The following is a 21,328-nucleotide window of genomic DNA, read 5'->3' on the forward strand; positions in this document are numbered from 1 at the left end:
AGAGTTAGAGGAAATCAACGGTGATCAAATTTCAGCAAGTAAGCAAAGCTTACCGAGGTGGTCGACAAGCACTGCAAAAAGTCGATTTTCACCTGAGGCGCGGTGAAATGGCGTTTTTAGGCGGACATTCCGGGGCTGGTAAAAGTACCTTGCTGAAATTGATCTGCGCGATAGAGCGACCAACCGATGGCAAAATCCATTTTAATGGCCACGACATCACGCGTATTCCAGGCAAAGACATCCCTTTTTTGCGCCGCAATATTGGGATTGTTTTTCAAGATCATCGCCTATTGATGGATCGCAGTGTGTACGACAATGTCGCTCTGCCAATGCGTATCGAATCGATTTCTGAAAACGAAATCAAACGCCGTGTTTCTGCGGCGTTAGATAAAACGGGCTTACTCGATAAAGCTCGTTGTCTACCTAGTCAACTTTCTGGTGGTGAACAACAGCGCGTCGGTATTGCCCGTGCTGTGGTTAATCGACCAACGTTGCTGGTGGCTGATGAGCCTACGGGTAACCTTGACCCAGAATTATCCAACCGTGTGTTGCGTCTATTCGAAGAATTTAACCGTGCGGGCGTGACTATCCTACTTGCCACGCACGATGTGGGGTTAGTAAACACTCGCCCACAGTATCGTCATTTTGAATTGAACCAAGGCTTCCTAAGTGAGGTAGAAGACTATGGCAGGTAACAAGCACTCCCAAAAGAAGGGGAAAGGCCGCAGTGCCAAGCGTGCGAATACCGATGGTTTTTTCTCTGTCCATGCAAAACAAGCTAAATCCTCTTTTAGCGCCTTATGGCAACGACCACTAGGCAACATTCTGACCCTAGCGGTCATCTCCATGGCACTTGCCATGCCAGCTTGTTTGTATCTATTGGGGAAAAACGTTGCGGGGGCAGCGGAAGATGTCGCTTCTCCTTCACAAGTTAGTGCTTACTTAGTTGAAGGCATGCCGGATGCACGAGTGATGGTTCTCAAAGATCAAATTGAAACTTGGCCTTTGGTAAAAGAGGTAGAATATATTTCACCGCAACAAGGTCTATCTGATTTAAGCCAATATGCAGGGTTCGACCAAGCTATCAGCCTTTTAAGTGGCTATGCGCTACCTGGTGTGTTGGTGATTACGCCAGATTCGGAGCTAAAAAGTGATATTCAGTCATTAGCCAAAGACGTTCGAGAGCAACAAGATGTGACCGACGTGAGACTTGACGAAGACTGGCTGGCGCGTCTTGATGCCATCAAAACTCTCGCGAGTATTATTGTCATTACCCTGACAGTGCTGATGCTCGGTGCGGTATTTTTAATCGTTGGCAATACATTGCGATTTAATGTGTTGGCGAATAAAGAAGAGATTCAAACCATGAAACTGATCGGTGCGACGGACAGTTTCATTCTGCGCCCTTACTTGTACACAGGCATGTGGTTTGGCGTGTTAGGTGCCACTATTGCGTGGTTGGTAACGGCTTTAGTGACCATTGTCATGAATAGTGCGGTGGAAGACCTTGCTGCGTTGTACGATAGCCAGTTCCGCCTGATTGGTCTAAATTGGGATGAATCTTTGTTATTAATCATCATTGGGAGTCTTTTGGGATGTATTGCGGCGCGTTTTTCTGCGCAACGACATTTAAAAGAAATTGAACCAGTTTAAGTGATGGCGGTCTTATTACTTGGATTTCATTAGCACTAGCTAATTTTGAACCCTTGCTTAGACCAAATGTTTATGGATAATTGCTTCCCCTTCTTGAAACTTGTTCATTTTGAGTTCAAGATATCGAAGCTAAATTGCAATGTAATGCTCCAGATCAGAGATTGATGAGGAATTGAATGACAAAAGAAGCGTATCCGATGGCTCTAGTCACGCAAGATAGCCTTGATAGCTATATTCGCTCAGTAAACAGCTACCCAATGCTGACTGCAGACGAAGAGCGTGAGCTGGCAGAACGATTACACTATAAAGGTGAGATTGAGGCTGCAAAAGGTCTAATTCTTTCGCACCTACGATTCGTTGTTCACGTTGCTCGTGGTTACTCTGGCTACGGTTTGCCAATGGCGGATCTTGTGCAAGAGGGTAACATCGGTCTAATGAAAGCCGTTAAGCGTTTTAACCCAGAAGTAGGGGTTCGCTTGGTTTCTTTTGCTGTCCACTGGATCAAAGCAGAGATCCACGAATACGTGCTACGTAACTGGCGTATCGTGAAAATTGCGACCACTAAAGCGCAACGTAAATTGTTCTTCAACCTGCGTAAGTCGAAAAAGCGCTTGGGTTGGTTTAACAACGGTGAAGTGGAAACCGTTGCGCGCGAGTTAGGTGTTGAGCCTTCTGAAGTTCGCGAGATGGAATCACGCTTAGCGGCGGTGGATTCAACCTTTGATATGCCAACTGATGAAGACGACAGTTCAAACGCTTACACAGCGCCGATGCTATACCTAGAAGACAAATCGTCTGATGTGGCCGACAACATTGAAGCCGCCAACTGGGAAATGCACACCAACAATCGCTTGGGTCATGCATTAGCGAGTTTGGATGAGCGTAGTCAGCGCATCGTGCGTTCTCGTTGGTTAGATGATGAGAAAGCAACATTGCAAGACTTAGCTGATGAGTTCGGTGTTTCTGCCGAGCGTATTCGCCAGCTAGAAAAAAATGCAATGAAGAAACTAAAATTGGCCGTGGGTGAATTTTAATTTCCACTGCTAATTGAAAGTAAGATTTTCATAGAAAGCCGAGATCATGTGATCTCGGCTTTTTTATTGTCGATCGAAAATCGATAGCGTTTGCGATCTGGATTTTATGTGCTACCTGTGTATAACTCTGTGAAGTAATTATTTATCAACTGTTCGAAACCCGGACAAAATAAGGGATTCAAGCACTTTTCCATCTGGGGATAGTTATAGATATACACACAGTTAGATCAGGATCATCACTACATATTGTGGATCAAAAGATCCAAATACACTTTATCAACGCAATTCACAGCTTTATCCACAAATGGTTGGAATGTGTACACTTTTGAAAACCCTGATTATCCATGTGTCTAAGTTTTCCGTTGGATAGGTTACAATAGCGGCAGTATACCCAAGCAGCTTCAAATATGGATTTTATGCTGTACCACGGGCGCTGATTAGTACGTTAGGTTCGAGGTTGCTTGGGTATATTAATAAGACAATGAGAAAGTAAATGGATCAGTTTAAGCATATCGATGTACAAGGTGCGCAAGCGCTGCTCGAGCAGGGTGATGCGAAGCTTGTAGATATCCGTGACCCTCAATCGTTTGCCGTTGCGCATGCGGAGTCCGCGTATCATTTAACTAACGATACGATCGTTGCGTTTATGGATGAAGTGGAGTTCGAACAACCTATTCTAGTGATGTGTTACCACGGTATTAGTAGCCAAGGTGCGGCGCAATATTTGGTTAACCAAGGCTTTGAACAGGTGTACAGTGTAGATGGTGGCTTTGAAGCCTGGCATCGAGCAGAACTACCGATAGTGAGAAGTTAATGAAGAGATTGGTAACGTTAAATAATCCACGTATGGCGCAAGCCTTTATTGATTATATGGCCTCTCGCCAAATTGACATCGAAATGATGCCAGAAGGGGATGGGCAATTTGCGCTGTGGCTGACTGATAGCCAGCATGAAATAGAAGCGGAAGCCGAACTTAAGCTGTTCCTTGCTAACCCGTCTGATTCAAAATACAGCGCCGCCTCGTGGGACGTTGCCGATACTCGTAAGAGCACATTTCATTATTCCAGCCCGAGTATCATGAGCATGGTCAAAGCGAAAGCTGGCCCCATGACTTTGCTGATCATGACAGTCTGTATCATCATCTACTTGTTACAAATGTTTGGCTTTGGCAATGGCGTGTTTAAGTTGTTGCACTTCCCGGCTTTTGAGGGGCAACAATGGCAAGTGTGGCGATGGCTAAGTCATGCGTTACTGCACTTTTCAGTAACTCACATCGTGTTTAACTTACTATGGTGGTGGCAGTTGGGTGGCGACATCGAACGTCGTCTCGGTTCCGGTAAGCTATTGCAACTCTTTGTGGTGTCGGCAGCGTTTTCAGGGGCAGGCCAGTTCTATGTTGAAGGGGCTAACTTCGGCGGCTTGTCTGGCGTGGTCTATGCACTGCTTGGTTATTTGTGGATATTGGGTTACCGCTTGCCACATTTAGGCCTTACGCTACCCAAGCCAATCATCGTCTTTATGTTGGTATGGTTAGTTCTTGGTTTTGTGCAGCCATTTATGGCGATTGCAAACACCGCTCACTTAGTTGGGCTACTGTCGGGGATGGCGATTGCGCTGTTTGATTCAGGCAAGATGAAATACCAACAGCAAGCCTAAAGCAGATGAAATGAAAAGACCGCTCAAGAGCGGTCTTTTTTATGTTCAAAACGGATTTGGGTTTATTGATAAAGGTATTTTGTAAACAACAAATCGGCAATGATGGTTTTACCTGTTTCAGGCAAAAGCGTTTCGTTGAGGGTCGTCACTAAGGTTTTGCGCAGATCTTCTCGGCCAGACAGGGACTTAATCGTATCTTCTGTTTGCTTACCCAATAATTCAATCACTGCATCGCGAATCAAAGGTTGGTGATGCTCAACAACTGATAAATCTTGTTGACTCATTACCATGATGTCGATGCGCACTTGCACATAACCTAACTTTTTGCCTTTGGTGTAAAAGTTAGTAGTGAGGTCAGGCTCTAGGGTAAAGTATGCCAACTTAGGTCCAGCTTCTTCCGTTTCAGCCCAACTTGGTGCGGCGAATAGTATGGTTAACGCAAAAATAATTTGGGCTATATAACGTTTGTACATATTTCTAACTTTTCTTTCTCTGGATCGCGATATTCGAATCGCTTCAGTCTTGATACAATGGGCCGTCTATAACAAATAACGGAACTTACGGTTACATACATTACTATGGACGGTAAGTTGTTGCTTTATTGTACGCATAAAGCCTCCAATTGAATACTAGTATGAATCAGCCAACATCACTCTATCTTGCTTCTTTATTGGAAGTAGAGTGGCAAAACCCCGAAGAATTCGAATTTCCAAATGAATTTGCCAAGCACTGGCTTGAAGAGCAAGGGTCTTTGTCACGTCGTTTAAAACAGCACTGCCAAGCGTTAACGGTAGAATTGCTACAAAATCAGATCGTCACTGCAGCGACATTAAAACAGGACGAAAGCCAGTTATTGTCCGAACAAGATTGCTTACTGAGAGAGGTAATTTTGTGCGGTGACAATAATAACTGGGTTATTGGGCGGACATTGATTCCTCGCTCAACCTTAGTTGATCAGCAGTATGATTTGGCTCAACAAGGGGATATCCCATTAGGACTAACTGTGTTCAGCGCAGATAACGTTGAGCGGGACTCTTTGCAAATGGGATGGGTAGCCGTACCAGAAGGACGTTTGTTAGCGCGACGCTCAAGGTTGTGGATGAATCACAAACCGATGCTAGTCGCCGAGTTATTCTTATCTAATTCACCAGTTTACGCTAAGGAGACAGTGTAAATGTCCGCAGAAAAAGCCAAAGCATATTGGCAACTGATGCGCATGGATCGCCCGATTGGTTCACTGTTACTGATGTGGCCAACGATTTGGGCGCTAATTATCTCAGCCCAAGGGATGCCGAGTTGGGATGTATTCATCGTGTTTGTATTGGGGGTATTCCTAATGCGTAGTGCGGGGTGCGTGATTAATGATTTTGCAGATCGCAAAGTCGACGGCCATGTAAAGCGTACTAAGCAACGTCCACTGCCATCAGGGAAAGTGACAGCAAAAGAAGCGATTGGATTATTTTTGGTTTTGGGTATCAGCTCGTTTTTGTTAGTGCTGACCATGAACCCGCTGACGATTCAGCTATCCTTCGCTGGCATTGTGTTGGCGTTCATCTATCCATTTATGAAGCGTTACACTCATATTCCACAGCTATTTTTAGGCTTGGCTTTTAGCTGGGCGATTCCAATGGCGTGGGCTGCACAAACTGGGGAATTACCATTGATTGTTTGGTTTTTGTTCCTCATTAACGCTTTGTGGACCATTGCGTACGACACTCAATATGCGATGGTAGACCGAGATGATGATCTAAAGATTGGCATTAAATCGACGGCAATTCTGTTTGGTCGTCATGACAAGCTTATTATTGGTGTGTTGCAACTGATTACACTCGCGATGTTGGTTTGGTTAGGGCTGTTCTACCAATTGGGACAAAGTTACTACTGGACCCTTTTGATTGCAGCGTCGTTGTTTGTTTATCAGCAGCACTTAATTCGTCACCGTGAGCGTGAGTTGTGCTTTAAGGCTTTCCTTAACAACAATTATGTTGGCATGGTGATAGCGATAGGGTTACTGGTCGCATTTTGGTAAGCGAAGAAATAGAAAAAGGCATCCGATTGGATGCCTTTTTTCTTATTGGAAGAAGGTAAAACGGTTACGACCGAAGTTGGTGAATACTCTCTTCGATCGTCAGTTTCACTTCTGGATAAAGCAGAGTGAACAGTAGTCGTGCAAATTGCTGCGTTTTCTTCGTGTCACAGTTACCATCGTTATCGAGGTATTTTTGCTGTTTGAGCGTATTGAACATGGCGGTAAACACACCTTTATCGAAGAATTCTGGCGCATTAATACCGTGCAAACGCCCTAGGCGCTGAGCAATATCTTGGCTCTTCTGCTCTAGGTCCGATTTACCTAGCTCAGGGTAAGCAACAAGCAAGTTCATCGCGATAGAGTAGCGTTGCAGCGTTTCAGTTATCGTACGACCTAGCAGAACCAAAGGCTGGTTGTTCGATTGATTGATTTCCAGCTTATCACCATCAAGACTAATCATTTTCTGATCGGCAAATTCATGCAGTGTTTTAACGACCAATTCATCCAACTCGTCTTCTTGGTAACTTAAGAACAGCTCTTTCTTCAAGAATGGGTAGATTTGCGCGACATTAGCTTGAATCTTGGCTACCGAAAGGTTGCGCTGACGAATGAGCATTTGGGCAATTAATGACGGCAGAGCGAACAAGTGAATGATGTTGTTGCGATAGTAAGTCATCAGGATCGATTGGCTACGGTCCAGCGAAATGATGTCACCCATGCTATCGGTTTCAATCACGAACTTATCAAGCGAAATTGCATGATCAACCAACTCCTCAGCACTTTCGGTAGGGATAGTGGAGGTGCTTGAGTACGGATTATTTTTGAGTAGCTTTAAGTAACACTCGATCTGATTGATCAGCGAGTCACGAGAAAGTGCACGTTGACGAGAAGCAAGCAGTGCGGTTGCACACAAGGTCAACGCGTTTGCTGCCGCCGCATCATTGATGTGCGTCATCATCTTATTAGCAAGGTCGTTGACCACAGGATTCATCCATTGTGGTTTGTTACCACCCATGCTGTCGATGTCTTTCGTCCACTCAGGAGCATGCTCGTTCAAGTATTGGTTGAGCTGAATTGGCTCACCGAAGTTCACATAGCCCAAACCAAAGTTACGCAGTTTACGCAGAGTACGCAGTACAAGCCCTGCGTTTTCTTTCTCTTTGCGTTTGCCACGCAGCTCTTTCGCGTAAGTGCCCACTTCCATTACGTGCTCGTAACCGATGTAGACCGGCACTAGTGTTACTGGGCGGTTTAGACCACGTAGCATTGCTTGGATGGTCATAGCCAGCATACCCGTTTTCGCTTGCAGTAAGCGACCTGTACGTGAACGACCACCCTCACTGAAGTACTCGACTGAATAGCCTTTGGCAAACAGCTCAGCTAGATACTCACGGAAAATGGTTGAGTACAGTTTGTTGCCTTTAAAACTACGACGAATAAAGAACGCCCCACCACGACGGAAAAGAGGACCGGCCGGGAAGAAGTCCAAGTTAATGCCTGCCGCAATGTGCGGAGGTACCATGCCTTCATGGTATAAAACATAAGACAAAAGCAGGTAGTCCATGTGACTACGGTGACAAGGAACGTACACAATTTCGTGGCCGTCTTGCGCTAAACGACGCACAGTCGAGGCGTTATTGATGTGCAAACCTTGGTATAGTTTTGTCCATAACCAACTCAGGATGCGGTCGCCGTTTTTCACCAGACTATAGGAGAAGTCGGCAGCGATTTCATCCATGATGTCGTGGGCTTCTTTACGTGCCTTATCAATCGAGATGTTTTTGCTCTTGGCTTCGTCAGCAATCGCCAGTTCAATAGCTGGAGATTTTAGTAAACGAGCAAACAACACTTGTCGTTGTGGCAGGTTTGGGCCTGAAGCAGCCAGTTTCTGGCGTGAGAAGTGGATACGCGCCACGCGAGCCAGTTTGTGCGCAATTGCGCTGTCGGTACCGTGAGAGTCTGCCATATAACGCAGAGATACCACGGGACTAAAGCGAACTAAGCAGTCGCGTCCCGCCGCCATTACTGCTTTGGCTTTTTGCGGACCATTCATCGGTTGAAGGTAAGGCTTTTGGTTCTCTTCTTTACCTGGCTTACGACCCCAAAGCACGGTTGCAGGGATCATTTGAACATCCAACTCACTATCCAGCTTGTGCAGTTCCAGTAAGTCAGTGAACAGAGAAACAGAATCGGTTGGGACATCATTATCGTTGTTCATCACAGTTGGACGCGCAGCGATAAAGACGAAACGGTTCAGCGTTTTGCCATTGATTTCCAGCGGGCTGAGCGGGTCGGGTAGACCAAGGCTCATGGCTTGTTTTTGCAGTGTCAGCAAATCCACGTTCGAGCGGAACGGCAGGGCATATACAATCGGTTTAGTTAGGTCGATGTTCAGATCTTCAATCGGGTTCGACGGGATTGTGGTGCCCTTTACCAGTACCGATAAAGGTAGTTTTAGTAATGAACGTGAAAATGATTGTCCAGAAGACATAAAGTTCACAGCCTCAATAGGTATTCAAACAGGCCTAACCTTATTTCAGTTTCCGCTTTGCATGTCTTCTCTATAAAAAGAGATGAGTACGGCAATAGAAATAAGCCTAGGCGATAAAATTTAAGCGCTGCAAGGATACCAGAAACTGGTCAAACCTTTTAATTTTATTGGCTGTAAATTAGTCGAACCCCTAAGTTATTGCTTTGACTTGATTAACTGAAAAGTCGGTGTTTTAAACGAATAAAGAATGAACTTAATCGGTAAGCTGAAAGCTCTCCACAAATAAATTAAAAAACAACCAATTGGGTTTTCATTTGAGCATTTACTGGATATACTCACAGTTAACTGTATAAAAAGACAGGTGAGACATGAAGCCGTTAACGCCACGCCAACAACAAGTCTTCGATTTGATTAAAAGTAAAATCGATGACACCGGAATGCCACCAACTCGTGCAGAGATTGCGCGTGAGCTTGGCTTCCGCTCTGCGAATGCCGCAGAGGAACACCTAAAAGCGCTTGCTCGTAAGCAAGCAATTGAAATTATTCCAGGCGCTTCTCGTGGGATTCGTATCCTGCTTGAAGACGCAGCCAATGATGAGCAGGGTTTGCCATTGATTGGTCAAGTTGCAGCGGGTGAGCCAATTCTGGCTCAAGAGCACGTAGAGGCGCACTACCAAGTCGATCCTGCGATGTTCAAACCGCAAGCGGATTTCTTACTTCGTGTAAATGGCGAGAGTATGAAAGACATCGGGATTATGGATGGCGATTTGCTCGCGGTGCATAAAACCCAAGACGTGAGAGACGGTCAAGTTGTCGTTGCGCGTGTTGATGATGATGTGACTGTGAAGCGTTTGGAGCGCAAAGGCTCAACCATATTACTGCATGCTGAGAATGAAGAGTTTGCCCCAATCCAAGTGGACTTAACGTCTCAGCACCTTACGATTGAAGGCTTAGCCGTTGGTATTATTCGTAATACCGATTGGATGTAAGTGTATTTAAGCAGCCCAGTTGACCTGGGCTGTTTTGTCTTTTCTCTTCTTTTCTCTTTTTCTACTTCCTCCAAAAGCTTGCTCATCATCTTGACCTTGTTTGTTTTGACCAATTTATAAGCTTGATAATGTAATTGATATTCATTATCATCTTTATTAATGTCTATGTTTTCTCTCTGGCGCAGGAAATGCCCATGTCTCAGTCTAAACATCAAGTTCCTAACCATCTATTGAAGCCACTGTTATTGCGTAGCCGTGAAAGCATGGTCGACAATGGCTTGGTGTACGATCCGATAGCTGCTAAAGCGTGTTTGAGCTGTAAGATGGCGCCGGATTGTTTGAGTGGTGATATTGCGCAGAAGCAATTGCTGCACGTGACGCTGACTCAGCTTTGTGACCAGCAGGTTAGCCACTTCTTACAGCAGTATCCCGATGCCTGGATAATCAATGTCGGAGCGGGGCTGGATACCCGCTTTTATCGTTTGGATAATGGACGCTGCCATTGGATAGAGCTGGATGTGACGGAAAATTTGGTATGGCGTCAGCGCTTGTTCCACAAAAATGAACGCTATGAACATCGCTGTGGCAGTGTGGATGAAATGTCGTGGCTAGAGACGTTAGCCATTCCAGAGCAAGCACCGGTACTCATTTTATGTGAAATGGCACTGCTCGATTGCACAGAGCGTCAAGTCGCGAAATTTATTCAAACCTTAGGTCGACATTTTGTTTCTGCTGAACTGTGTATGGTGCTGGCAGGAGATTTAACGGAAACCAAGTGGGGGAAAAAGCTTGGATCTGATCGTTATGCTCATGGCTTTGAAGCGCCTGCAGCACAGATATTGCAATGGTTACCATGGGCACAATGGGCGAAAGCTTTCTCGCCATTCGATAGATTCTGTTCTCGTTGGAAAGCTTGGCAGCGTTGGCTTAATAAGATTCCAATGTTGAAGCATCGCCTCACGCCAGTCCTCGTTCACATCAAGTGGTAATTGGCTAGTCGTTAAGCGCTCAGGTACACTCGTCGATCTTACTGATGAGGTGCCTGTGACAAATTCAATCTTCTCTCCTTTATCTAACCCAAAAGTTCATCGCCAAGTCTTAGCTTTAGCGATACCTATGGTGCTGTCGAATATTACTGTCCCATTGCTCGGTTTGGTCGATGCTGCGGTGATTGGTCATCTAGACCACGCTTGGTATTTGGGTGGTGTTGCGTTGGGCAGCACCATGATCAGCGTGACGTTTTGGCTGCTTGGTTTTTTGCGTATGTCGACTACTGGGTTGGCGGCGCAGTCCTATGGCGGTGAAGACCGAAAGCAACTTGCCTTGGTGTTTGTGCAAGGCTCACTTATGGCGCTGCTGTTTGCGTTAGTCTTCCTTATTGCCCATAACCCGATTGCTGATTTGATCTTTGGCTGGAGTGACGCCAGCGCAGAGGTAAAACACTACGGCATGCAATATTTCTCTATCCGTGTGTGGAGTGCCCCCGCTGCGCTAATGAACTTTGTGTTGTTGGGGTGGCTGCTCGGGACGCAAAATTCCAAAGCACCAATGTGGATGGTGATCATCACCAACGTGACTAATATCGCCCTCGATTTGTTGTTTGTGATTGGTTTGGGGTGGAAAGTAGAAGGCGCTGCGCTGGCATCGGTGATTGCTGACTACTCAGGCATGGGTTTTGGTCTCATGTGTGTTTGGAAAACCTGGCGAGAGAGGCAATTACCATCACCTCAAAAGTTGCTAACCAGCACTCAACACGGTTTAGGGCGCTTCGTGAAATTGAATCGCGATATTTTCTTGCGCTCTTTGTGTCTGCAAGCGGCTTTTAGCTTTATGACGTTCCAAGGTGCGAGCTTTGGTGATGAGGTTGTCGCTGCAAATGCGGTTCTGATGAGCTTCCTGATGATTATCTCGTATGGCATGGATGGCTTTGCTTACGCAATCGAGGCCATGGTCGGGAAGGCGATTGGTGCCAAAGATAGGCAACAATTGAGTGCATCGCTTGTCGGCACTTTCTTTTGGAGTTTGGTTATTTGCTTAGGACTGACCGCGCTCTTTGGTTTGGCGGGATCGCAGTTGATCGCCATGATCACTTCAATTGAGGTGGTACAACAGCAAGCAGCGGTGTATCTACCTTGGCTGGTGGTGATGCCACTTGCGTCGATGTGGTGCTTTCTATTGGATGGCATTTTTGTCGGTGCAACCAAAGGCAAAGACATGCGCAATAGTATGTTTGTCGCGACCAGCAGTTTCTTCGTTGTCTTTTACTTATTCGCCGAGTGGGAAAATCACGCGCTGTGGTTTGCAATGATGAGCTTTATGTTGATGCGGGGTATTGGTTTAGGGATTATCTTTCTCTACCAATGGCACAAGGATACCTTCCTAACACAATGTTGATATAAAAACAGCAGGTCCAAGCCTGCTGTTTTTCTGTCTGCTATCAAGAAGCATAGATTAGAACAAGCGGTTCAAACCATTCAACGCAGCGACACGATACGCTTCGGCCATTGTTGGATAGTTGAAGGTGGTATTGACGAAATACTCGATGGTATTCGCTGAGCCTTTTTGCTCCATAATGGCTTGACCGATGTGGATAATTTCCGCAGCACGTTCGCCAAAGCAGTGAATCCCTAAAATTTCTTTGGTTTCACGATGGAACAATATCTTCAAGCTGCCGATGTCTTTCCCTGCGATCTGTGCACGAGCTAGATGCTTGAACGAAGAGCGTCCTACTTCATACGGTACTTTCGCAGCTGTTAGCTCTTGCTCGGTTTTACCCACAGAGCTAATCTCTGGGATGGTGTAGATACCCGTTGGAATATCATCAATCAGGTAGTTTTCTGCCTGACCTTTCGTAATGGCTTGTGCGACAAATCGCCCTTGGTCATAAGCGGCGCTTGCAAGGCTAGGGTAACCGATGACATCGCCTACAGCGTAAATGTGTTCGATATCGGTTTGGTAGTTACGGTTTACTTTTAGTTGTCCGCGAGAGTCCGCTTCCAGACCCACTGCACCCAAATTCAACTTATCGGTGTTACCTGTTCGACCATTCGCATACAACAAGCAGTCTGCCTTCATCTTCTTGCCAGATTGTAGGTGAATAATCACGCCATCTTCTGTGCCTTCGATTTTTTCATAGGTCTCATCATTACGAATTACTACACCGCTGTTCCAGAAGTGGTAAGACAGCGCATCTGACACTTCGTTATCCAAAAACTCCAACAAGCGGTCTCGGGTATTGATAAGGTCGGTTTTCACTCCAAGGCCGCGGAAGATAGAAGCGTATTCACAACCGATAACGCCCGCACCGTAAATGATGATATGGCGAGGGTCGTGTTTCAGGCTCAAAATGGAATCACTGTCGTAGATGCGCTCATGCAAGAAATCTACGTCGTTAGGCTGATACGGGCGAGAACCCGTCGCGATGACAAACTTATCCGCAGAATAGATTTCTTCTGTACCGTCGCTTTGCATCACTGCAATTGAGTAGTTATCGATAAATCGCGCGGTTCCGAACAAAAGTGTGCATGAGTTACGGTCATAAAAGCCCTGACGAAGTCGAGTTTGCTTATCAATGACCGATTTAGCATGACCTAAAATGTCAGAAAATGTTGCATGAACGCTGGTGTTGTTTCGACAAAATAGCGGGTTGCTATTAAATTCGATGATGCGGCTAACGGCATGACGCAGTGCTTTTGATGGAATGGTACCCCAGTGAGTACAACCGCCGCCGACACTGCTTTCTTTCTCGACAATGGCAACATTCAGTCCCGCTTTGGTTAATCCCATTGCAGCCCCTTCTCCGCCAGGGCCACTACCGATTACGATCACGTCATAGTGATTAACATGCGCCATGATGCCTTCCTTGTTATATTTGCTTAACATTGCTTTAGCGCGATTTTAACTCATTTACTCTATTGGTACACGTAATGCCTGTTAGAGAGTGGAAGTGATCACGCAGAATCGACCAAAAGGGTGATTTGGTATGTTGTATGTCTATAAATTGCATCGAGAACATTGCAATTAGATGCATGCCAATAGTAACGTTCTCGGCGCTCAGAGCGAGCGAAGCAACATATCTTTCTCCGTAGGAGCAAATTGCGTTATATTGAGGCTCTTGTACCCTACAGAAAAAGAGCAAGTTAAGAATGAAATCGATGGGAATCCGCGCACAGCAAAAAGAGAAGACACGTCGATCATTGATCGATGCGGCATTTAGTCAGTTAAGTGCGGATCGCAGCTTTTCCAGCCTTAGCTTGCGAGAAGTCGCCCGAGAGGCAGGGATTGCACCGACTTCTTTTTACCGTCACTTCAAAGATATGGATGAGCTAGGCTTAACCATGGTCGATGAAGGCGGTTTGCTACTACGTCAACTGATGCGTCAGGCGCGTCAACGTATTGTGAAAGAAGGTAGCGTAATTCGTACCTCGGTCGAAACCTTTATGGAATTCATTGAAAGTAGTCCGAACGTTTTTCGTTTGTTGTTGCGTGAGCGCTCCGGCACTTCTGCTGAATTTCGTACCGCTGTTGCTCGAGAAATCCAGCATTTTGCGGCAGAATTAACCGAGTATTTAATGAGCACCGGCGTGACCAGAGAAGAGGCGTATACTCAAGCAGAAGCGTCTGTGACTTTGGTTTTCAGTTCGGGGGCTGAAGCTTTAGATTTAGATCGACGTGAGCGCGATGAACTCGCCGAGCGATTGATCATGCAATTGCGAATGATAGCCAAAGGGGCCTATTGGTATCGCAAAGAACGTGAACGTAACCGATTAAAAGGCGGGATAGAATAATGTCGAATGGAAATAAATCTGAAAAGAAAACGCTGATTTTGGCACTGGTTGCAGGTATGTGTGGTGATGCTTTGTTGTCATGGTTGACCATGAGTGAAGTGTCTTTTTCAATCTTCCCATTGATTGCACTCGTACTGGCTGTACAAGCTCTTTACCAAGAGTACCTAAATAATCCGGTATCAGAAGATATCCCATTAGTTGGCTTGGCGTGCTTCTTCGTAGGTGCGTTTGGTCACTCTGCGTTTATTAAAGCGCAATACCCAGAAGCAGGCTCAAACTTCTTTGCGATCATGGTTTCAATGATCTTACTCGCATGGATTGGTAAGAAGTTAGGTTTTGTCAGTAAGAAGACTTCTGCGGAATAAGCAAACGAATCAAATAAAAAAAGCGAGCCATTGAGCTCGCTTTTTTTTTATTTGACGCCGTGGGTTACATTTTGCGTTCCAATAGCACGCCCGCTTCCATATGGTGGGTATAAGGGAATTGGTCAAACAGAGCAAAACGCGTCACGTTGTGTGTTTCGCATAGAATGTCCAAGTTCTCTTTTAGAGTTTCAGGGTTACAAGAGATGTACATGATGCGCTCGTAACCTTGCACCATTTTACAAGTATCGACATCCATCCCAGCACGTGGTGGGTCGACAAAAATCGTATTGCAGTTGTAGCTCTTCAGATCTACACCTGCATCTTGTAGACGACGGAATTCACGCTTACCTTCGATCGCTTGAGTAAATTCCTCGGCTGATAGACGTAAGATTTGTACGTTATCAATCTTATTGGCGGCGATGTTGTACTGTGCAGATACAACCGATGGCTTCGCTAGCTCAGTTGCCAGTACGCGGTCGAAATTCTGTGCCAACGCCAGCGAGAAGTTACCGTTACCACAGTAAAGCTCTAGTAGGTCGCCAGTGCTTTCTTGGGTACAGTCGACCGCCCATTCCAGCATCTTCTCTGCGACTTTGCCGTTCGGCTGAGTGAAGCTGTTCTCTACTTGTTGGTAGATGTAGCTTTGACCATTTACATCGAGTTTCTCGATAACGTAGTCTCGGTCTAGGACAATCTTCATCTTACGAGCGCGACCAATGATGTTTAGGTTAAAGCCTTCATCATTCAAACGCTGTTTAAGGGCTTTCGCGTTTTCAATCCACTCTTCATCAAGTTGGCGATGGTAAAGGAGTGAAACCAGAATCTCACCACTTAGCGTCGATAGGAAATCCACTTGGAACAGTTTACGACGTAGTGAGTCGTTGTCTTTCATCGCTTCAACCAATAGCGGCATCAGGTCGTTGATCAGACGGCTTGCTGCAGGGAATTGGTCAACACGGTACTTCTCACGAGTTTCTTGGTTGAACATGATGTAGTAAAGATCTTCGCCTTCATGCCAAACACGGAACTCAGCACGCATGCGGTAGTGCTGCTCTGGTGATTCAAACACTTCCAGTTCTGGCATGTTGTATGGCGCGAACATATCCGTGAGACGTTCGACTTTTTCAGCCAGTTGTTCTTGGTAGCGTTGTGGGTTTACATCAAGAGTAGCCATGATCTTACCTTTTATGGTGCATTCAATTTAAGAGCGCAGATTTTATTCAATCTCAATAGGATGTCCAGTTTTGTACTGGAATTGATTTAAAGATAGTGCGTACAGGCAGAGTAGAAAGCAAAATCAATCAAAACGTTACAACTTCTAAGGGCAATATTGGCTGGACAAATAATCAATAGCTGAATAATATTTGCCTCAAGTTGGTGCTATCTAGCAATCTAGATGGCTGAAATGGGAATCTGGTGTGAATCCAGAACTGACGCGCAGCGGTAAAAGAGAACGAACGCTCATCAGACACTGCATTAGTTTATGTGGGAAGTCGAGCAAGTAGGCGGTACACCCGTGCTCTTGAGTCCGAATACCTGCCAACAACTGAGCCACAGCACTGGACTGTCATGATGACAGGGCTCGGAAGGAATTACGCGATTTAGGACAATACAATGAGAAAATCCGCACTGGCGATAACTTTGGCATCGCTGCTTTCACCTGTCTCTTATCTACAGGCCCAAGAAACCTCCACTGACGAAACCATCGTTGTTACTGCAAACCGTTTTGAGCAAGCCGAAAGCCGTACGTTGGCAGATGTCGAAGTAGTTACTCGACAAGACATCGATCGCATTCAAGCGAAAACCCTACCAGATGTATTGCGTCGCCTTACGGGGATTCAAGTTTCACAAAATGGTGGTCGTGGTCAGTTAGCGTCTTTATTTGTTCGTGGAACCAGTTCCGACCAAGTTTTAGTACTGGTTGATGGCGTACGTTTTGCGCGAGCATCGAAGGGCGCTGTGGACTTTAACCAAATCCCACTTACTTACGTTCAACGTATTGAGTACGTGCGTGGTGCGCGTGCGTCACTTTATGGCTCAGAAGCGATTGGTGGCGTGATCAATATCATCACCATTGCGCGTGCTGACGAAGAAGGAACGAAGTTAAGTGCGGGTTTAGGTAGTTTAGATTATCAAGAATTGAGTGTGGCATCTGGTATTAAAGTCACAGAGAGCGGCCAGCTAAATATCGCGCTTGGTAGTGAAAGTGATGATGGTTATAACGTTCGTCCTGTACCGGGAGTTAATGACGGTGATCGCCATGGCTTTGATACAAAGAATGGTCTGCTAGGTTACGTGCATAACTTCAATGACCAGTGGTCTGCATTTGGTAACCTACGTGCTTACGAAAATGTTTATCAATATGACAGCAGCTACGGCAGTCGCGGTTACTACGAAGCAGAAAAAGACGATCTTTCTGTCACTCTGGGCGGTAAGTATCAGTCTGATAATGTGATGTCAGAACTACAAGTAACAGCACAGAAACAGAAGTCTTGGAACTATGAGCAAGCAAAAGGCAAACACTCAGGTACTGAAGATGAACTTGAGCAGCAAAATGTCCAGTGGACCAACAGTTACTTGCTAAACAACAATACGACGTTTGCTGGTGGTATTGATTGGCGCAACGAATCTTATAAAGACAAGAGTGCGAATAAAACGTTTGATCGTACCAATGGCGCTCTGTTTGGTATGGCAACCACTAGTATTGATAAAGCAATGCTCGAGGGCAGTGCTCGCCTTGATGATAATGAAGAATACGGTAGTGAGTTCACTTACAGTTTAGCGGCTGGTTACCAGTTTGTACCAGAGTTTGGGGTTAAAGCCGCTTTTGGTACTGCGTTTAAGGCTCCAAACCTATATCAACAGTATGACCCAACATACGGTGAGAAAGATCTGAAGCCGGAAGAGTCAGATGCTTGGGAGTTAGCATTCAGCGGTGATGTCCAAGGCGTTTTTTGGTCCGTAACGGGTTATGACTATAAAATCACGAATCTTATCGATTACCATCCAACCACATACAAATATTTGAATGTCGATGGTGAAACACATATCCAAGGTGTGGAGCTTGTTGCTGAGTTTGATACAGGGATTGTGCAGCACCAATTGAGTGCAGATTACAAAGATGCTGAAGACGATAAAGGGCATCAGTTGCAGCGCCGCGCTAAAGAAATGTATAAGTGGAATGCTTTAGTGAGCTTCGATAAAGTGGATTGGTCGGTTAGCTATCAGTACGTCGGTAAGCGTCCAGATGTGGATTACAGCACTTGGCCTTCACAAGATATTACGCTTTCTTCTTACTCGTTGGTTGATACGGCAGTGACTTACTATCCGAATGAGTCGACCTCTATTAGTGCTCGTATCGATAATCTACTTGATGAAGAGTATGAGATGGCAAAAGGTTACCCTGCTGCAGAGCGAGCGTACTATATCAACGTTGGCTACGAATTCTAATCGTGAATGAGCACAAACCGCCTTCGGGCGGTTTTTAATTTTCAGCCCTAAACCACCTACTTCAGTAGGTGGTTATCATCCGCTTCGGCTTTGCCTGTAAATCTACTCATGCTAAATGCATCTTTGATTTTTCCAGAATTCGAAGAGGACAAATAACATGAGTAGATACAATCAAGTTTCCTCACCTTAGGAAGAACAGGCTTTGGGGTAATCACTTTTGGCAAAGAGGCTATTTTGTCGATAGTGTTGGAATCAATGAAGAAATAATACGCCGATATGTAAGACATCAAGAGAAGCAAGAGCGAGTAGAGCAGCAGCAATTGGCGCTGGACGAAACAAAGGCCCCCTTTTAGGGGGCTCATACAAAGCCACCTTCTTTAGAAGGTGGTAATTTACATTTTGTGGTGGAAAATCGAATGAAGAAACCCAAGCGAGTGGTGATCAGTTGGTCCAGCGGTAAAGATTCGACATTAACGCTTGAGCGCCTTAACGAGAATCCAAATTATCAAGTTGTCGGTTTGTACACGACTTACGTAGGGAAAGAAGTTCCTTTCCAAGCAACTCCGCTTGAGGTTGTACAAATGCAAGCAGACTTACTTGCGCTTCCGCTCATTACTATCGAACTGCCTGAAGTCTTTCCGAGTAACGACATTTATCAATCGACCATCGTTAATGGATTACAAAGTAGTGGTCTGAATATAGAAGCTGTCGCATTTGGCGATATGTTTTGCAATGGCATTGCCGAGTACCGACGCTGCTATATTGAACCTGCTGGCTGGGAGTGCGTCTTTCCGCTATTAGGGGAGAGCAGCGACAAACTAGCGATGGAAATCATAGAGCGTGGTATTCAAGCTATGTTGATCACCATAGACGGAAGTGTTCTCCCTCCAGAATGGTGTGGTCGCTGGTATGACAAAGCCCTAATAGGGTCATTACCAAGTCAAATTGATCCCTGTGGGGAAAATGGTGAATTTCACACATTGGTCACGTCTTCGCCGTCTTTTCAAGGGCATATCGAGCTGACGAAGCGAGATGTAGAATCTGGAGATAGATTCAGCCATCAAAGATACCATGCTAAAGCATTGCCAAAACAAATCTACGCAGTATGATCGCAACGTTTCTGTTCTTTAGGTAAGGCTCGTGCGAGTAGCAAGTAAGAAAAAAGTCCTAGTTTTTGACTCCGGTGTTGGTGGCCTTTCTGTATTCCAAGAGATACATCGCCTATTGCCCCAGCTAGACTACTTATACTTATTCGATAATCAGGCTTACCCTTATGGTGAACTCGATCAGGCTGTACTCATTTCACGAGTTAACCAACTGGTCTCTTCATTAGTCGAAGAACACCAAGTCGACATTGTCGTCATTGCTTGCAACACGGCGAGCACCATAGTGCTTCCTTCCTTACGCGAAAATTTATCGATTCCCGTTGTTGGTGTTGTCCCTGCGATTAAACCCGCATCGCTTTTAGCATCAAAAGGGGTAGGGCTGATCGCCACTCCGGCGACAGTAACACGCCAATATACTCACGAGTTAATACGGGACTTTGCGCAAGGCAAACCAGTTGAGCTGGTGGGATCAACTCGCTTGGTAGATATGGCCGAAGAGAAGTTGCGAGGCAACAGCGTTTCTCTCGACGAACTGACAAATATCCTGCTTCCCCTTCGCGATAAAGTCGATGTTGCGGTGCTCGGTTGTACTCACTTCCCTTTAATCAAAGAGGAGATTCATCAAGCTTTGGGTGGGGACGTTACTTTAATTGATTCAGGCGCAGCGATTGCACGTCGAGTAAAAGCATTGCTATTAAGTGATGAAATTGAGGATACAGAAGAGGGAAGTAAGTCGATTTATGCCAGTGCAACTCCTTGGCAGGAAGATGCACTGAACATTTGTTTAAAGAAGCTAGGTTTTAATCCTGTTCAGGTTTACCACCATCCGGATGTTTAGGATCGTTCGCAATTCTCACTTTTAGCGTTCTCTCCATATATTCCTTTTCATTAAGTTTAGCGATAGCTGGCTTGGCATCTGCCGCAGCCATCACTACAAAACCAAACCCTCTTCTTTTTCCAGTACGCTTATCTTTCATTAAGCGTACCGCATAGACCTGTCCATATTCAGCAAACAAATCGCGAACATGACTCTCATTGGCCTTATAAGGAAGGTTGCCGACATACAGCGTTTTAGTTGAAGGATCAGGATCCGAAGATTGAAGAACAGGTGTTTTGCTAGAAAATGAAAAAAGAAAAGCAGTAGCGATAACACCAATGAGGAAGCTCAAGGCTGGTGGGATGATGAATTGAGAGAAGATGATTCCCCCAACGATGGCCAGCCCAACACATAAAATCAGATTTTTTTTAGACGTCATTTTAATTACTACACATAGTGATAAAGAGATCGATTGCCCATTAACAGAATAGACACATGAATCTTACGTATATGGTTGGTGTTTTTCCAACCAATTGCTGTGATATGTCTCAAATGTGACGAAGAAATATGCAAATATCGCACTTTTGGCTAATTTGTGACCGGTTGGTTTTTTATTTGCAAAAAACACTTGTACTAATTTCTCAACTCCCTATACTGCGCATCCACCGACACGGAGTGAGACGAAAGTCACACAGCGAGTCGGGAAGAGAGAAAAAAGAATTTGAAAAAATGCTTGACTCTCTCACGGTGTGAAGTAAGATACGCACCCCTAACGACGAGCAACTAAGTTGCTGAAAATGTTAGAAAAGCTCTTTAAAAATAAGAACCTATCAATCTGTGTGGGCACTCGTTGATGATAATCCAATTAGATACCTCGGTATCAAATTAGGTTTCAATGAAACGAAGTGACCATTGAATCGAAAGATTCAGCACAGTCAATTCAAACATTAC

At 45.3% G+C, this 21,328-nt stretch carries 20 protein-coding genes, 1 pseudogene and 1 riboswitch; of the genes and pseudogenes, 16 read left to right on the top strand and 5 right to left on the bottom strand.

Annotation, left to right across the window (positions count from 1 at the left end; all coding sequences use genetic code 11):
* The first annotated feature begins 20 nt into the window (after positions 1-20).
* The 5 genes from ftsE to glpG all read left to right on the top strand — a co-directional run bounded on the left by ftsE (position 21) and on the right by glpG (position 4,343).
* Positions 21-695: a cell division ATP-binding protein FtsE gene (gene ftsE, locus MTF70_RS22685; RefSeq protein ID WP_005378697.1), complete on the top strand. Its 675-nt coding sequence runs from the start codon at positions 21-23 to the stop codon at positions 693-695.
* Complete coding sequence (gene ftsX / locus MTF70_RS22690) at positions 685-1,653, top strand: permease-like cell division protein FtsX (RefSeq protein ID WP_025768167.1); 969 nt, start codon at positions 685-687, stop codon at positions 1,651-1,653. Before ftsE ends, ftsX begins: the two co-directional genes overlap by 11 nt.
* A 176-nt stretch (positions 1,654-1,829) precedes the next feature.
* The gene (rpoH, locus tag MTF70_RS22695) at positions 1,830-2,687 is read left to right on the top strand and encodes an RNA polymerase sigma factor RpoH (protein WP_005378693.1); all 858 of its coding nucleotides are present in this window, start codon (positions 1,830-1,832) and stop codon (positions 2,685-2,687) included.
* Positions 2,688-3,180: 493 nt separating this feature from the next.
* Positions 3,181-3,501, top strand: coding sequence for a thiosulfate sulfurtransferase GlpE (gene glpE / locus MTF70_RS22700; protein ID WP_005378691.1), 321 nt, complete (start codon positions 3,181-3,183; stop codon positions 3,499-3,501).
* A complete protein-coding gene (gene glpG / locus MTF70_RS22705) occupies positions 3,501-4,343 on the top strand; it encodes a rhomboid family intramembrane serine protease GlpG (protein ID WP_025768168.1) in 843 nt (280 codons plus the stop codon). Before glpE ends, glpG begins: the two co-directional genes overlap by 1 nt.
* Positions 4,344-4,405: 62 nt before the next feature.
* Here the strand turns inward: glpG and MTF70_RS22710 are convergent, their stop codons facing one another.
* Entirely contained in the window at positions 4,406-4,816 is a 411-nt protein-coding gene (locus MTF70_RS22710; protein WP_005378687.1) for a flagellar basal body-associated protein FliL, read from the bottom strand.
* Positions 4,817-4,977: 161 nt separating this feature from the next.
* Between MTF70_RS22710 and MTF70_RS22715 the strand changes: the two genes are divergently transcribed.
* Together MTF70_RS22715 and ubiA are read left to right on the top strand one after the other, a co-directional pair.
* On the top strand, positions 4,978-5,517 hold the full coding sequence (locus MTF70_RS22715; RefSeq protein WP_005378686.1) for a chorismate lyase: 540 nt from the start codon (positions 4,978-4,980) through the stop codon (positions 5,515-5,517).
* Complete coding sequence (gene ubiA, locus MTF70_RS22720; protein ID WP_025768169.1) at positions 5,518-6,372, top strand: 4-hydroxybenzoate octaprenyltransferase; 855 nt, start codon at positions 5,518-5,520, stop codon at positions 6,370-6,372.
* Positions 6,373-6,436: 64 nt separating this feature from the next.
* Here ubiA and plsB read toward each other — a convergent pair whose 3' ends face one another.
* Positions 6,437-8,863 carry a glycerol-3-phosphate 1-O-acyltransferase PlsB gene (gene plsB / locus MTF70_RS22725; RefSeq protein WP_025768170.1) on the bottom strand — a complete coding sequence of 809 codons (2,427 nt, stop codon included), beginning with the start codon at positions 8,861-8,863 and terminating at the stop codon, positions 6,437-6,439.
* A gap of 368 nt (positions 8,864-9,231) precedes the next feature.
* Here plsB and lexA point away from each other — a divergent pair, with 368 nt between their 5' ends.
* The 3 genes from lexA to dinF all read left to right on the top strand — a co-directional run bounded on the left by lexA (position 9,232) and on the right by dinF (position 12,246).
* Positions 9,232-9,852 carry a transcriptional repressor LexA gene (gene lexA / locus MTF70_RS22730; protein ID WP_005378682.1) on the top strand — a complete coding sequence of 207 codons (621 nt, stop codon included), beginning with the start codon at positions 9,232-9,234 and terminating at the stop codon, positions 9,850-9,852.
* 194 nt (positions 9,853-10,046) lie between these two features.
* Positions 10,047-10,841: a class I SAM-dependent methyltransferase gene (locus MTF70_RS22735; protein WP_025768172.1), complete on the top strand. Its 795-nt coding sequence runs from the start codon at positions 10,047-10,049 to the stop codon at positions 10,839-10,841.
* 55 nt (positions 10,842-10,896) lie between these two features.
* Complete coding sequence (gene dinF, locus MTF70_RS22740; RefSeq protein ID WP_205461607.1) at positions 10,897-12,246, top strand: MATE family efflux transporter DinF; 1,350 nt, start codon at positions 10,897-10,899, stop codon at positions 12,244-12,246.
* A 57-nt stretch (positions 12,247-12,303) separates the two neighbouring features.
* On the opposite strand, the gene sthA is transcribed toward dinF, so the two are convergent.
* Positions 12,304-13,734: a Si-specific NAD(P)(+) transhydrogenase gene (gene sthA, locus MTF70_RS22745; protein ID WP_005389689.1), complete on the bottom strand. Its 1,431-nt coding sequence runs from the start codon at positions 13,732-13,734 to the stop codon at positions 12,304-12,306.
* A 263-nt stretch (positions 13,735-13,997) separates the two neighbouring features.
* On the opposite strand from sthA, the gene fabR reads away from it, so the two are divergent.
* Positions 13,998-14,639 carry an HTH-type transcriptional repressor FabR gene (fabR, locus tag MTF70_RS22750; protein WP_005378632.1) on the top strand — a complete coding sequence of 214 codons (642 nt, stop codon included), beginning with the start codon at positions 13,998-14,000 and terminating at the stop codon, positions 14,637-14,639.
* On the top strand, positions 14,639-15,004 hold the full coding sequence (locus MTF70_RS22755) for a YijD family membrane protein (RefSeq protein ID WP_005378634.1): 366 nt from the start codon (positions 14,639-14,641) through the stop codon (positions 15,002-15,004). Before fabR ends, MTF70_RS22755 begins: the two co-directional genes overlap by 1 nt.
* Before the next feature lie 64 nt (positions 15,005-15,068).
* Here the strand turns inward: MTF70_RS22755 and trmA are convergent, their stop codons facing one another.
* Positions 15,069-16,178 carry a tRNA (uridine(54)-C5)-methyltransferase TrmA gene (gene trmA, locus MTF70_RS22760; protein WP_047104456.1) on the bottom strand — a complete coding sequence of 370 codons (1,110 nt, stop codon included), beginning with the start codon at positions 16,176-16,178 and terminating at the stop codon, positions 15,069-15,071.
* 184 nt (positions 16,179-16,362) lie between these two features.
* Positions 16,363-16,563, top strand: a riboswitch (cobalamin riboswitch).
* A 55-nt stretch (positions 16,564-16,618) separates the two neighbouring features.
* Between trmA and btuB the strand changes: the two genes are divergently transcribed.
* From btuB to murI, 4 genes and pseudogenes are all read left to right on the top strand, one after another.
* On the top strand, positions 16,619-18,454 hold the full coding sequence (btuB, locus tag MTF70_RS22765) for a TonB-dependent vitamin B12 receptor (RefSeq protein ID WP_054866550.1): 1,836 nt from the start codon (positions 16,619-16,621) through the stop codon (positions 18,452-18,454).
* A 173-nt stretch (positions 18,455-18,627) separates the two neighbouring features.
* Positions 18,628-18,807: pseudogene (locus tag MTF70_RS22770) on the top strand (transposase); the annotation flags it as partial.
* 63 nt (positions 18,808-18,870) lie between these two features.
* Complete coding sequence (locus MTF70_RS22775; protein ID WP_042523947.1) at positions 18,871-19,563, top strand: ATPase; 693 nt, start codon at positions 18,871-18,873, stop codon at positions 19,561-19,563.
* Positions 19,564-19,594: 31 nt separating this feature from the next.
* Positions 19,595-20,398 carry a glutamate racemase gene (murI, locus tag MTF70_RS22780; protein WP_005389694.1) on the top strand — a complete coding sequence of 268 codons (804 nt, stop codon included), beginning with the start codon at positions 19,595-19,597 and terminating at the stop codon, positions 20,396-20,398.
* Here the strand turns inward: murI and MTF70_RS22785 are convergent.
* Complete coding sequence (locus tag MTF70_RS22785; RefSeq protein WP_017636066.1) at positions 20,361-20,816, bottom strand: RNA-binding protein; 456 nt, start codon at positions 20,814-20,816, stop codon at positions 20,361-20,363. The two genes, murI and MTF70_RS22785, sit on opposite strands and share 38 nt — an antisense overlap.
* Positions 20,817-21,328: the final 512 nt, after the last annotated feature.

It is taken from the genome of Vibrio sp. 2CM40D, from assembly GCF_023161825.1.
Classification (GTDB): Bacteria; Pseudomonadota; Gammaproteobacteria; order Enterobacterales; family Vibrionaceae; genus Vibrio; species Vibrio alginolyticus.

Excerpts from the sequence above, each read along its gene's own strand:
- ftsX (WP_025768167.1), top strand. The coding sequence starts at position 685 with ATGGCAGGTAACAAGCACTCCCAAAAGAAGGGGAAAGGCCGCAGTGCC.
- rpoH (WP_005378693.1), top strand. The coding sequence starts at position 1,830 with ATGACAAAAGAAGCGTATCCGATGGCTCTAGTCACGCAAGATAGCCTT.
- glpE (WP_005378691.1), top strand. The coding sequence starts at position 3,181 with ATGGATCAGTTTAAGCATATCGATGTACAAGGTGCGCAAGCGCTGCTC.
- glpG (WP_025768168.1), top strand. The coding sequence starts at position 3,501 with ATGAAGAGATTGGTAACGTTAAATAATCCACGTATGGCGCAAGCCTTT.
- MTF70_RS22710 (WP_005378687.1), bottom strand. The coding sequence starts at position 4,816 with ATGTACAAACGTTATATAGCCCAAATTATTTTTGCGTTAACCATACTA.
- MTF70_RS22715 (WP_005378686.1), top strand. The coding sequence starts at position 4,978 with ATGAATCAGCCAACATCACTCTATCTTGCTTCTTTATTGGAAGTAGAG.
- ubiA (WP_025768169.1), top strand. The coding sequence starts at position 5,518 with ATGTCCGCAGAAAAAGCCAAAGCATATTGGCAACTGATGCGCATGGAT.
- plsB (WP_025768170.1), bottom strand. The coding sequence starts at position 8,863 with ATGTCTTCTGGACAATCATTTTCACGTTCATTACTAAAACTACCTTTA.
- lexA (WP_005378682.1), top strand. The coding sequence starts at position 9,232 with ATGAAGCCGTTAACGCCACGCCAACAACAAGTCTTCGATTTGATTAAA.
- MTF70_RS22735 (WP_025768172.1), top strand. The coding sequence starts at position 10,047 with ATGTCTCAGTCTAAACATCAAGTTCCTAACCATCTATTGAAGCCACTG.
- sthA (WP_005389689.1), bottom strand. The coding sequence starts at position 13,734 with ATGTTAAGCAAATATAACAAGGAAGGCATCATGGCGCATGTTAATCAC.
- fabR (WP_005378632.1), top strand. The coding sequence starts at position 13,998 with ATGAAATCGATGGGAATCCGCGCACAGCAAAAAGAGAAGACACGTCGA.
- MTF70_RS22755 (WP_005378634.1), top strand. The coding sequence starts at position 14,639 with ATGTCGAATGGAAATAAATCTGAAAAGAAAACGCTGATTTTGGCACTG.
- trmA (WP_047104456.1), bottom strand. The coding sequence starts at position 16,178 with ATGGCTACTCTTGATGTAAACCCACAACGCTACCAAGAACAACTGGCT.
- btuB (WP_054866550.1), top strand. The coding sequence starts at position 16,619 with ATGAGAAAATCCGCACTGGCGATAACTTTGGCATCGCTGCTTTCACCT.
- MTF70_RS22775 (WP_042523947.1), top strand. The coding sequence starts at position 18,871 with ATGAAGAAACCCAAGCGAGTGGTGATCAGTTGGTCCAGCGGTAAAGAT.
- MTF70_RS22785 (WP_017636066.1), bottom strand. The coding sequence starts at position 20,816 with ATGACGTCTAAAAAAAATCTGATTTTATGTGTTGGGCTGGCCATCGTT.